This is a genomic window from Flavobacterium sp. 5 (genome assembly GCF_002813295.1).
GTDB lineage: Bacteria > Bacteroidota > Bacteroidia > Flavobacteriales > Flavobacteriaceae > Flavobacterium.
This window is the reverse complement of sequence record NZ_PHUE01000001.1, coordinates 155,930-169,538: the sequence shown is the minus strand read 5'-3', so window position 1 is coordinate 169,538 and position 13,609 is coordinate 155,930. Positions and strand designations below refer to the sequence as shown.

Below are 13,609 nucleotides of genomic sequence, written 5' to 3'. Positions count from 1 at the left end.
GCTAAGTTTATTAAATTAATTGCTAATAAAATTCGGCTAAAAGTTAATGCCAAAGAAATTACAAAAGAATTGGGTTATTAGCTTCTGATTTAGATGATAAATTTGCTTTTTTATTCAAATATTGAATTATATTTTGTTTATATGTGATTTTTGAGTGTATATTTGACCTTTTTTTGGTTTAAAAAGAGAAATATTATTTTTATATCACAATATTGTAATAAATGATAATCTTAATTTTAAAGATTAAATTTGTTTATATATTTGAACTTTATTTTCTTTTCTTTATTCAGAGAAAGAATATTGTAAAAAAAGCAACATAATAGTTTTTAACGATAAAATTTACAACATGGCATTAAAAGGACTTTTTAGAAAAAAAACAGTTCAAGATATTTTAAAACAGGTCGAAAAAAACAATTTAGAGGGGCATGAAGCACTCGGTAAACATTTAACTACTAAAGATTTAACGGCTTTTGGTATTGCGGCAATTGTTGGGGCAGGTATTTTTAGTACTATAGGAAAAGCTAGTTTTGACGGAGGTCCAGCCGTAATTTTTTTGTTTTTATTTACTGCTATTGCTTGTGGTTTTGCAGCTTTTGCTTACGCTGAATTTGCTTCTATGGTTCCGGTTTCAGGAAGTGCTTATACCTATTCGTATGTTGCTTTTGGAGAATTAATCGCTTGGATTATTGGTTGGGCTTTGATAATGGAATACTCGGTCGGAAATATAACGGTCGCGATATCATGGAGTGATTATTTTACAGGATTGCTCTCCAGTGGCGGAATAAATTTGCCACAATGGGTACAAATGGATTATTTGACAGCTTCCAATGGTTTTAAAGATGCTACTGCTTTAATGGAAGGTGGAAAATCTTTTGAAAACTTAAGCTCAGGAATGCAAAGTGCTTATACCGCTTGGACAACTTCACCAATGATAGGTTCTTTTCATTTCGTAGCCGATTTGCCAGCATTATTAATTATTGTTTTGATTACAGCATTGATTTATAGAGGAATGAAAGAGTCTCGTAATGCGAGTAATATTATGGTTGTTGTTAAAATTTGCATTGTTTTATTGGTAATTGCAGTTGGTATATTTTATGTAGATACCAATAATTGGCATCCATTTGCACCGAATGGAGTTTCAGGGGTTTTGAAAGGAGTGTCGGCTGTGTTCTTTGCTTATATTGGTTTTGATGCTATTTCAACTACTGCCGAAGAGTGTAAAAATCCACAACGTGATTTGCCAAGGGGGATGATGTGGGCGATTATTATTTGTACCGTTTTGTATATAGCCATTGCTTTAGTATTAACTGGAATGGTAAGCTATAATAGTTTAAATGTTGGTGATCCATTAGCTTTTGTGTTTGATCAATTGCATTTAAAATGGATGTCTGGTATTATTGCGGTAAGTGCTGTAGTTGCTATGGCAAGTGTTTTATTGGTTTTTCAAATGGGACAACCTCGTATTTGGATGAGTATGAGTCGTGATGGTTTATTGCCTAAAAAATTCTCTACAGTGCATCCAAAATATAAAACACCATCTTTTGCTACAATTGTAGTAGGTTTTGTTGTAGCTGTTCCAGCTTTATTTATGAACTTGACAATGGTTACCGATTTGTGTAGTATTGGTACTTTGTTTGCCTTTGTTTTGGTTTGTGCCGGAGTATTGGCTTTGCAAAATAGAACCGATATTCCAAGAGGAAAATTTAAAACACCTTATGTAAATTCCAAATATATTTTTCCTTTATTGATCGTTATTGCTTTGGTTTTCTCTTTTGGTTACAACAAAGAAGCAACTATGGGGTTTATTACGAATGAAACTAAAACAAACGATTCGGAATTTATAATTACCTCTTTGAATAAAGAAGAAACACAAAAAGTGTATAATTATTTGGTGAGTATTGAGGACAAATCTGTTGATATAAAAAATCTTGACGCAGAACAATTGTTAAATCAATACCAAGAAGATGATACTAAATATGCTAGCGTTGTTGCTGGATTACCTATTTCGGATAGTATAAAATATGAAAGCGGATTTGATTTATTCAAACATAAAATACCAATGTGGATTTTCTTGATTGTAATAGTTGGATTGGTTTTTTGGTCTTGGAAAGAGAATTTGTCTTTAATTCCGCTTTTGGGTTTAATTTGTTGTTTGTATATGATGGCAGAATTGAGCGTTTGGAATTGGATTTATTTTGGAATTTGGTTAATCCTCGGATTGATTATTTATTTCAGTTTCAGTCGTAAGAATAGTAAGTTGAATTTAACGAACGAATAGTTTGTGTTTTGTTAAAATGATATAATGTCCTGAATTTTGATTCAGGACATTTTTTTTTTTTTTTTTTTTTTTTTTTTTTTTTTTTTTTTTTTTTTTTTGAATGTTTTGTGATGAAGTAGTTTTTGAAAATTGATAATCTTAGTGGATACAGACTGCAATTTGCATTTTCGGGATAGTACACCATACTAATATTAAGGCTCGCCTTTCGATTTTGTAGGCGTCGCCTATTTTTTGGACTAGCTTGCCTTTGAATTTTATAGGTAAGCCTATCTTTTTATTAAGTGTTGCTTCTAAAATCGATAGGGAAGCCTATCTATTTTAAAGGTATCGCCTATGTTTTGATAGGTGGTGCATCTTGATTGTTTAGGCGAGCTATAGTTTTAGTATGGAGCGCCTATGATTTAGGTAGGCTCGCCTCTTGTTTAGATAAGTGTGCCTATAGATTTGTGAGGCTTGCCTATGGTTTTGATAGGTGAGCCTTTAGTTTAGATAGGCTCACCTATAATTTAGTTAGGTATGCCTATGTTTTTGATAGGCGTGCCAGCAGTTTAGGTAGCCGTGGTTATGATTTTTATTGAGATGCCTGTTTTTTTTAAATCTTCTTATAAAAAACTAAAGCTGTTGCATAGCCCCGATAGTAGTGAAAATCCTTTTTGTTTTTGCTCTCAAAAATAAAAAGATTGAAACGGATAGCGGGAGTAATGGTGTTTTGAAAATTGATTATTCTGCTCCTAAAAAATCAACTTAAGTATTTTATTATTTAGTTCTAAATTAGGTTAATTCTTTGGATTGATTGTCTGTTTTTGTTTCAGTCATAAGAACAGTAGATTGAATTTGAAAGAAGTTTAATAAAGTTATATAAATACAAAAACCGTTCTAAAATAATTTTAGAACGGCTTTTTTTTAACTCAAAAATTATCTGAGTTACACGGGGGAATCTATTTTTTAATGATTTTTTGCATGGTTTGTTTTCCATTTTCTAATTGGAGAGTAACAAAATAGAGGCCGTTACTCAAACGACTTACATCAATAGTATTTCCATTTAATTTTCCTTCCTGAACAATACTTCCTTGTGCAGAAATAATATTGTAATTAGTTACTGGAATAGTCGAGTTTATTTGCAAAGTCTCATTTACAGGATTAGGATATAAACGGATTAGATAGCTTTCCTCTTCGGCTACTTCTGTTTTAGTGTCCAATTTTGATGTGGTTACACCCCAAGTATAAGAGTAACCATTGGTTTTGTTTAATAAATCAGCGGTTTGATTTGCAGAACCACTAGATCCATTATTGAAAATTATATTTACCGAAGTTGGTCCTGTTATAGTGTATTTATAAAAACCATTTGTGTCTGCAATCATCGTTACGCCAGGCCAAGTTGTACTAGCAACACTTCCTGCTGGAACGGCATTCCAATAATGTAATTTTGGAGCAGATGTCCAGGTAGTAGGTGGTTTGAAATAAACGGTAAGAGTCGTAGCTGCATTAAAATTATAAATTTCGGTTTTAATAGCTGATGAAACTCCCGCTGTATTGATTACAAATGCTTTTAAAGTAGTATTGGCAGTGAAAGCAAATGATTTAGTCCCAATTGCAGACGGTGAAGTTGTTGTAGGTGTTGTTCCGTCTATCGTGTAATAGATCTTAGATGTTGCTTCACTAGCTGTTAAAACAACATTAACAGTTGTTCCAGTTGTAAATGTACCTCCTGGTTTTGAATTTGTAAAATCGGGAGCAATAACAGGACATCTATTTGTAGGTTCGGCACTTAACCAAGCCGAATCGTAATATTTAATTCCTGCCGATACAGTTAAATCAGCTGTCTTAAGATTTCCATCATTGAATAATAAATTTGTTGCGCTTACAGTCGATGGAAAAGTATATTTATACCAATCTCCACAATCTTGAGTCATAGCAACTCCAGGATACGTAACCGCAGGAGCAGTTCCAGTTGGTGACCAGTAATATACTTTTACAGAAGTACTCCAATTTGTCGGCTTCTTAAAATAAACTGTAAATGTAGTTGGGGTACTAAAAGTATAGGTTTCCGTTTTAATGGCAGAACTAACTCCAGCTGTATTTTTGACAAAAGCTTTTAGTGTAGTAGTACTTGTTATAACCAATGCTTTAGTGCCTATTGCAGATGGTGAAGTTACTGTTGGTGTGGTTCCATCTAAAGTATAATAAATTGTAGAAGTACTTTCGTTAGCAGTTAATGTTACATTTACATTTATTCCAGTTGTAAATGTTCCTCCTGCTTGTGAATTTGTAAAATCTGGAGCAATAACAGGACATCTGTTTGCAGGTTCGGCAGTTAACCATGCTGAGTCATAATATTTTATTCCGGCAGTAGTAGTTAAGTCAGCAGTTTTTAGAGTTCCATCATTAAATAATAAATTTGAAGCAGTCACTGTTGATGGGAAAGTGTATTTGTACCAATCTCCACAATCTTTTGTCATTGCCACTCCTGGGTAAGTAACTACAGGTGCAGTTCCGGTTGGTGACCAATAATATATTTTTACAGCAGAATTCCAATTGGTTGGTTTTTTAAAATAAACGGTGAATTCTGGAATTGCTCCAATACTATATAATTTTGATACAATTTCAGATGAATTTCCGTCTTTGTCTACGGCAAATGCTTTAATAGTTGTAGTTTGTGATACAGTAATAGTTTTGGTAGATTCAGCAAAAGGGGATGAAAGAGTAGGAGTAGAACCATCTGTAGTATAATAAAATTTTGGTTTTGGATCCGTGCTGTCTGTAGCAGAAATAGTTACATCTAGAGCTATTGTTGAGTTAGTAGCGTCTGGTGTAAATGCAATTTTTGGGGCTACATCCAGATTTTTTCCAACCCATACATGTTGGATTTTGGATTTGGTTATATTGCCTTTTTTATCAGTTACTTCAACGTAATAATCCAATAATTTCTCGGAGATTCCTGCTATTTCGGCAGAATACTGACTAGCAATTACGGTTGGTAACATATATAAATCAGCTTGAGTACTGTTGGTGAAATTTCCTTTTGGAAAAACTCTTTCAGTCATTGGTAATGAGATCCATGCTCCAACTTCGGTACCCCCTGCGTAAATTTCGTTTTGATTTGAAGAGAGGGTATTTTTTCCATCGACATCAATTCTATATTTTAATTCTGATTTTTGAATTCCACTAACATCATATGCGAATGTATAAACTGTAAAATCTGCTGAATTTAAAAAATCTTTATACGCGTAAGGTGCGCCATATCCTTTTTCACCAGGATTGTAAGGCCAACGTTGCGGAATAAATACTGAAGGTTTTGTTGCATCTACACCAGGATGGGCATCCAGAGTAGGTTTTGCAAATTGTACACAACGATTTACTGCAAGTGTAGTTTTTATTTCTAAATCTTCAGCCAGACCGTAATAGGCATTTCCACTATCATAACCAGCCATTAAAAAATGCCAAGCTTTTTCGGCAGGACTTACAGCAGATGTAGGGTTTACAATTTCGCTCATTCTAAGATTATTTCCTTCCAGTTGCTCAGCCATGATCGCGTGGTTTTCACCAGCAGTAGTTATGGCTTGATTCATCATGTCTTCTGTCCAGCCATTTGGATTGAATTTTTTTGTTACCGGATCAAAGAACGGCCACAACCAGTTTGTAAATTGAGGATGTCCAAAATCGCCATCAGCATTTACCCAAGCACCATCTTCTACATGCACTACTTCTGATTCTGGAACGGGATTATCTTGTAAATACTGAGGTATTGTGGTTGGGATATTTCCATTAGCCGCAGATGCGTGTGAAAATCCGGTAACCGACTCGTTGTAATATGAAGAACCACCACCCCAAGCATTGTCACCATCGTGAGCAAATAATACCAAAGGAGGTCTTGGAGAAGTTGAAGCTTTGGCAACAATAGGTGCTATTAAAGAAGTGCCAATTGCAGCATATCCATCTTCGTAGCTTTCATAATCAGCCATTGGAACTACCGTGATTTTGTATTCTTGCGCTGTTTCCGGATCTACATATTTTGCTTTATAAGGAAGATAAGAATAGGGAACTGCAAACTGACCACCACGAGCATCCTTTTGAGCAGAAAACCAAGTGTTTCCTTTTGTGTCTACCTGATCAGCTTTGTTTGGAAGATCACACATAGATCCACCAGAACCGTATTTTATTGGATAATCGGATAAAGTTCTGGATAAATGGCTATTAGCTATTACTGACCATTCTATACCGCATTCAGTTAATGTTTTAATAATTCTTTCAGAAAAAGCACATTCTGCAGGCCAATATCCTTTTGAATCATGTGATCCAAATAATTGTGCACTGTAATATTGATGAGCTTTAATTTCTTTTTTTAATGCTTCATCGCTTAATAGTGGAGAAAGAGCATGGTGCATTGTAAATGATACTACTTCCATTCGTGAAAATCCTCCCGAAGTCTTCCATGCTTTTGCATCTTTAATATTTTGAGTCCAGGAATTAGAATAGCCCCATTGATTGGCTTGGGCAAGTTCATTTACGTTTTCCATCAACGAACCACCGTAGGTTATTTGAGCTCCTGCTTTTGGTAAATCCCGAATAGAGTTTATAGAATTTTTTGGAGCAAATTGATACGCAGCAACACGATCCCCTGTTCCAAAAATCTCTTCTAGATTATTTGTAGGGTGGGCAAGTCCATTTACATCATTATTGGCTCCGGAGACTTTCAAATCTTGCGACTCTTTTACAATTTGATATCTGTTTGGATTCTTTTTACTCAAATCACCCCAGTAAGTTGGTTGATGTAAGTGCCATAAATAGGTAGTATTCACTTGTGCTTTTACAAAAACAAAAGGAATTAATAAGGCATAAAATAATAGTAGGTTTTTTTTCATGATTTGGTTATTTTCTCATTTATATTGTAATTTTTTATTAAAAGTATATTTTATTAACATTAAAATTACGAGTTATGTTTTTGTGAGCTTACTATTACGTTATAGTGTTTGTAACTTTCTTTTATTTAACAAAAATCAAAAAAACTGTTTGTATTTTATTCTAATTACTTGTTAGCTAAATGGTTGTGATGTTCTTTTTTTTGATTCAATTTAGATTTGATTAAAATAAAATTTTTCGTTTAAAATAGTTTTTAAGGTTTTCCTGATCATTTAATAATTAATATATAAATTATGATTTGTTGTTGTATTAAAAGTGTTTCTCCATAATTCTTGATGAAAACGTTATAATTGGAACAAAAAACCTTATAAATTAAACTTTAAACAAAACTTTATTCCTTAATTTTGCAACACTAAAAATAAAAATCATATACTATGAGTTCATTTGACGTAGTCATTATAGGTTCTGGGCCAGGCGGATATGTTTCGGCTATTCGTTGTGCACAATTGGGTTTCAAAACAGCAATTATAGAAAAATATAGTACTTTGGGAGGTACATGCTTAAACGTAGGTTGTATTCCTTCAAAAGCATTGTTGTCTTCATCACATCATTATGCTGAAATCAAACATTTTGCTGATCATGGAATTGAAGTTTCCGGAGATGTAAAAGTGAATTTAGAAAAAATGATTGCACGCAAACAAGCAGTTGTTGACCAAACATCAGGTGGTGTAAATTTCTTGATGGAGAAAAATAAAATTACTGTTTTTAATGGTTTAGGATCCTTTGTAGATGCGACTCACGTGGCTATCGCGAAAGCAGATGGAACATCTGAAACTATTGAAGCTAAAAATATTATTATTGCTACAGGTTCTAAACCATCTTCTTTACCTTTTATCAAAATCGACAAAGAAAGAATCATTACTTCAACAGAAGCTTTGGCTTTAAAAGAAATACCAAAACACCTTGTAATTATTGGAGGAGGAGTTATTGGGATTGAATTGGGGCAAGTGTATTTGAGATTAGGAGCGCAAGTTTCGGTAGTTGAATTCATGGACAGAATTATTCCAGGAATGGATGGTGCTTTGTCTAAAGAATTGACTAAAGTGTTGAAAAAACAAGGGATGAAGTTTTATACTTCTCACAAAGTTCAATCTGTTGAAAGAAATGGTGATGTTGTAGTTGTTCAAGCTGAGAATGCTAAAGGTGAAGTTATTACTCTTGAAGGAGATTATTCATTAGTTTCTGTTGGTCGTCGTCCATATACTGATGGATTGAATGCTGATAAAGCTGGAGTGAAAATTTCGGATAGAGGACAAGTTGAAGTAAACGATCATTTACAAACTTCTACGCCAAATGTTTATGCAATTGGTGATGTGGTTCGTGGAGCAATGTTGGCTCACAAAGCAGAAGAAGAAGGAACTATGGTTGCTGAAATTCTTGCTGGTCAAAAACCACATATTGATTATAATTTGATTCCAGGTGTTGTTTATACTTGGCCTGAGGTTGCTGCTGTTGGACAAACAGAAGAGCAATTGAAAGCATCTGGTGTAGAATACAAAGTAGGAAGTTTTCCTTTCAAAGCATTAGGAAGAGCTCGTGCTAGTGGAGATCTTGATGGATTTGTAAAAATCCTTGCTGATAAAAAAACGGATGAAGTTTTAGGAGTTCACATGATTGGTGCCAGAACAGCTGATTTGATTGCTGAAGCAGTTGTTGCTATGGAGTATAAAGCTTCTGCTGAAGATATTTCCAGAATGTCACACGCGCATCCAACATTTGCGGAAGCAGTAAAAGAAGCGGCACTATCTGCTACAGATAATAGAGCTTTGCACGTATAGTTTGAATTTTTGCAAAACCAATAAAAAAACGATAGAGAAATCTATCGTTTTTTTATTGGTTTTAATTCGTCACAAATAGTTCTTCATAAGCTATCTATTTGGTATAAATTATGCTGTAAGTAAGGGTTTGTAATTTTTCCAATAACTGTAAATTAAAAATAAATTCCCAAAGAATACAAAAAAAGCAAGTGGCATTCCGTTTGGATTTAAGAAGAAATTTATAAATAAAATGTTTGTACTAACTGGAAGTACAATAATATTAGATAAGGTTACATATTTACCTGTGAGATAAGAAATACCACATAAAAGTTCTATTGTCTTAACCATTGGCATTAAATAAATCGATGATATTAAGCCTAATTGGAAAGCCTTGAAATCGCCGCTAGTTGAAAGATCAGGCATTAAATTGAAAAAGTAAGCAAGAGAAACTAAAATTAGCAATATGCCAATTATTGTACGGATAAAGAATGTGGCAGTTTTCATATTTTTTAATTTTTTTGGTTAAATGTTTAAGTGATTGCTCAAGGTCGCGAGAGTTGCTGTTATAATACCTTATTCATCCATTTACCATTGATAGTTTTCAGGGCCAGAAAACTAAGTCCATTGCCTTGCGTATACAAATTTAGTTAATTTTTTTGTTATTATTTATTTTTATATTGTTTATATTGTGAATAATATCTTAAAATTATAATTGTTGTGATTTTTTTTTAATTTGATTTCATATGTAAACAAAACGAGTAAAATCTTATACCTTTTGGGTTTTGATTTTACTCGGTTCGTAAAAATGATTTGTAGATTAAAGTCTGTTTTATAATTATGTTTTATTCTTTTTTGGTGAATTTTTTATAAAGAAAAAATCCGCCAATAGCCAATATTAATAACCACCAAATTTCGAATAGAAAAACAATAATATTAAGAAGTACATACCAACCCGATTTTAGAGAATCGAGTATGCGTATGCCAATATTAGGTTTGTAGAAATTGGAATCTTTTGTATTTGCTATAACCTCAGTTTTTACAGATTCATTCTGATAGATTTTGATAGTCAGTGTGCTAAAATTGACTTGATCTTGGATAGAGAGATTGTCAAGTTTAGCTGTGTCATTTTGCTCTTTTTGGTTTGCCAAAGTATTCTCAGCATCCATTATATCATTGATTTTTTTGCCTTTGGTATCAATGGCTTTTTCTATTCTTTTTTCGTTGCTGGCACTTCTTGTTTGTGAAAGTTGGTTCGAAAGCATTTTTAGCGAAATATCATCAGCTTTTATAATGCGATAATCTAGAAAATCTATTTGCTTCGCAATAGATTTAATAACCGTGTCAAGGCGTTTATTAGGTACACGAATAGTAATGTCGTTTTCTACGTTGTACCGAATAGTTTGTAGAGTAATGTCCAGACTTATTTTAGTTTCAAATTCATCAATAATATTACTTTGTAAATTCGTATAAGTAACAAATCCATCAAATTTATTAGTTATGTTTTCAATAGTATAAGTGGATTGGGTAACATTCTTTACTTTGAATTTTATGTCAGCAGTTCGAATAAATTTGCGCGTGCTTCCTTCTTTTTCGACAGCTGCCGAAGAAGAAACTGTGTCTGCAGAAATTGCATTAGCGGATACTGTTTCTTCCTGTGGAGCATCGGATTTTTTGCAGCCAGCAAATAATAATACAGTAAGGGTTAATAGTGTTAAGCTTTGTTTAACAATTTTGTTCATAGATTTAGTTTTTTAAGTGTCGGAAATTGATTTTTTTGATTGATTGTGTTTGAATTTTCAAGCTTGAATTCTGTATCAAATATATAATGTTTTAATAGGAAAAAACTTTTTTAATATTTATTTAACTATGAGGTAGTTTTATGAGACTTCTTCTTGAGAAACCCTATTTTTTATTGTAATTTTGAAGTTCATAAATAGATTAATTTTTGAGAACTTCCATTTACAAATTTATTGAGGACCCAATAGCTTTCAAGCAACAGCTTGTGGGATGGGGACAACAATTTCGTGAGATAACTTTTCTGGATAGTAATTCATTTTTCAATGAATATTCTAACTTCGATTGTGTGTTAGCTGTTGATGCTTTTACATCAATAAAGACAGATTATCATAATGCTTTTGAGGATTTGAAACAATACCAGCAAACGACCAAGGATTGGTTGTTTGGTTATTTGTCTTACGATTTAAAAAATAGTGTTGAACATTTAGAATCGAATAATTTTGATGATTTAGGTTTCGCTGATTTATACTTTTTTCAGCCAAAAAAAATATTTTTATTAAAAGGAGATCAAATCGAAATTCAATATCTCAATATGTGTGATGATGAAGTTGAAGAAGATTTTATAGATATCTTAAATTACACAAAACAAAACGATATTAGCCAGAGTTCTGTTGAGATACAGCAACGCATTTCGAAGCAAAGTTACACAGATAAAGTGGTTAAATTATTAGAGCATATTCATCAAGGAGATGTTTATGAAGCTAATTTTTGTATGGAATTTTTTGCAGAAAATGCCAAAATTAATCCTTTGGATAAATTCTTGAAACTTAATGAAATTTCACAAGCACCTTTTACTGTTTTTTTTAAGAATAATAAACAATTTTTGCTTTCGGCTTCACCAGAAAGATATCTTAAAAAAGAAGGAGAAAATCTCATTTCTCAACCAATAAAAGGAACTTCAAAGCGATTTGTTGACTCTGTTGAAGATGAAATATCTAAAAATAATTTATCACAAGATCCCAAAGAACGTGCAGAAAATATCATGATAACCGATTTGGTTCGAAATGATTTATCGCATACTGCCCAGAAAGCTTCGGTTGAAGTTAAAGAGCTTTGTGGGATTTATTCATTCCTGCAAGTACATCAAATGATTTCGACGATCACTTCCAAATTGGATTCAAAATTTGCAACAGTTGATGCGCTTAGAACAACATTTCCTATGGGGAGTATGACTGGTGCACCCAAATATTCAGCTATGAAAATTATAGAAGAGTTAGAAGAAACTAAGCGCGGTTTGTATAGTGGAGCTGTGGGGTATTTTATGCCCAATGGAGATTTTGATTTTAATGTAGTTATTCGCAGTATTTTGTATAATGAAGAAAATCAATACGTGTCTTTTTCCGTTGGTAGCGCTATAACATCATTGTCGATTCCAGAAAAAGAATATGAGGAATGTTTACTTAAAGCTAAAGCAATGCTAGAAGTTTTGCAGCAAGAGTGATCATAATTGGTTAAATAATAATCAGTATTTTTGAATTGAAAATACGCATTTGCTTAAATTATTTATCAACAATTTAAGACCAGTAAATAGCTAGATATGAAAAATACACTTCAAAAGCATATTGAAAAAGAGATTCCTTTTTTGAATAAAAAAAGACTACTACTTGCTGTAAGTGGAGGTTTGGATAGTATGGTTTTATTGCATTTGTTTCAAGAATTGGGATTTGATATAGCTATCGCACATTGTAATTTTCAGCTTCGCGGAATGGAGAGTTTTGGTGATCAAAAATTCATACAAGAGTATGCGGATGCTAATAAAATTCCTATTTATGTAACTCAGTTTGATACAGAGGGTTTTGCTAAAGATTATAAACTTTCGACTCAAGTTGCTGCTAGAGAACTGCGGTATAATTGGTTTTATGAATTGCTAGAAGAGGAAAAATTCGATTATCTACTCACAGCACATCATGCAGATGACAATCTGGAAACTTTTTTAATCAATTTTACCCGAGGAACTGGATTGGAAGGATTGACCGGTATTCCAGTTCAGAATGATAAAATAATTAGACCTTTACTTTTTTTAACTCGTAATGACATTGATAATTATGCCAAAGAGCATCATATTCAGTGGAGGGAAGATAGTAGTAATGCATCAGATAAATATGTTAGAAATAAAATTCGTCATCATTTAATTCCAATTTTGAAGGAGTTAAATCCTAATTTTATGACTTCATTTTTAAAAACAGAAAGTTATTTGCGGCAATCGCAATGCATGGCTGATGATGCGGCAATAATGGTATATCAGCAAGTTGCTCATGAGGTTGGAGGTCAAATCCATTTTGATTTAAATAAATTATTGCAGTTGTCCAATTATCAGTCGTATTTGTATCAATGGTTAAAAGATTTTGGATTTACTGCTTGGGATGATATTTATGATTTAGTAAATAGTCAGTCTGGAAAACAAGTATTTACTACCGAATATAGGCTATTAAAAGATAGGGATTCATTGATTGTTTCTTCCTTAGGACATGATGAAATAGCTAAAGAATTTTATATCGAAGAAAATCAAGCAGAAGTTAAGATTCCCTTAAATTTCAGCTTATGTAAAGTAGATGACATTTCGGTTGGTTCAAATAAAACTATCTTTGTCGATGAAGATCAATTAGTTTTTCCTTTGCTATTGCGTAAATGGAAAACTGGCGATGTTTTTATGCCTTTTGGAATGAATGGCAAATCGAAGAAAGTGAGTAAGTTTTTTAAAGATGAAAAAATATCATTGATTGAAAAAGAAAACACTTGGATTTTGTGTTCTGGAGACCAGATCGTTTGGGTTGTTGGAATGCGGGCTGATAACCGATTTAAGACTGTTAATACAACAAAAAATATACTTAGAATAGAATTAATTTAGATACTAATA

7 protein-coding genes are annotated in these 13,609 nt (G+C 32.8%); 4 read left to right on the top strand and 3 right to left on the bottom strand.

All coding sequences use genetic code 11. From position 1 onward, the window contains the following. Positions 1-346: 346 nt before the first annotated feature. On the top strand, positions 347-2,278 hold the full coding sequence (locus tag CLU82_RS00640; protein WP_100841268.1) for an amino acid permease: 1,932 nt from the start codon (positions 347-349) through the stop codon (positions 2,276-2,278). Positions 2,279-3,216: 938 nt separating this feature from the next. Here CLU82_RS00640 and CLU82_RS00635 read toward each other — a convergent pair. Beyond that, positions 3,217-7,140 (bottom strand): starch-binding protein, encoded by a 3,924-nt coding sequence (locus CLU82_RS00635; RefSeq protein WP_100841267.1) that lies wholly within the window; start codon positions 7,138-7,140, stop codon positions 3,217-3,219. 432 nt (positions 7,141-7,572) lie between these two features. Between CLU82_RS00635 and lpdA the strand changes: the two genes are divergently transcribed. Further along, positions 7,573-8,976: a dihydrolipoyl dehydrogenase gene (gene lpdA, locus CLU82_RS00630; RefSeq protein ID WP_100841266.1), complete on the top strand. Its 1,404-nt coding sequence runs from the start codon at positions 7,573-7,575 to the stop codon at positions 8,974-8,976. A 108-nt stretch (positions 8,977-9,084) separates the two neighbouring features. On the opposite strand, the gene CLU82_RS00625 is transcribed toward lpdA, so the two are convergent. After that, entirely contained in the window at positions 9,085-9,459 is a 375-nt protein-coding gene (locus CLU82_RS00625; RefSeq protein ID WP_100841265.1) for a DoxX family protein, read from the bottom strand. A gap of 338 nt (positions 9,460-9,797) precedes the next feature. After that, positions 9,798-10,694, bottom strand: a complete 897-nt coding sequence (locus tag CLU82_RS00620; RefSeq protein ID WP_100841264.1) for a DUF4349 domain-containing protein — start codon at positions 10,692-10,694, stop codon at positions 9,798-9,800. Between the two features lie 206 nt (positions 10,695-10,900). Between CLU82_RS00620 and CLU82_RS00615 the strand changes: the two genes are divergently transcribed. Together CLU82_RS00615 and tilS are read left to right on the top strand one after the other, a co-directional pair. Further along, positions 10,901-12,193, top strand: a complete 1,293-nt coding sequence (locus tag CLU82_RS00615; RefSeq protein WP_100841263.1) for an anthranilate synthase component I family protein — start codon at positions 10,901-10,903, stop codon at positions 12,191-12,193. Between the two features lie 96 nt (positions 12,194-12,289). Continuing rightward, positions 12,290-13,600 (top strand): tRNA lysidine(34) synthetase TilS, encoded by a 1,311-nt coding sequence (gene tilS / locus CLU82_RS00610; RefSeq protein ID WP_100841262.1) that lies wholly within the window; start codon positions 12,290-12,292, stop codon positions 13,598-13,600. The last annotated feature ends 9 nt before the right edge of the window (positions 13,601-13,609 follow it).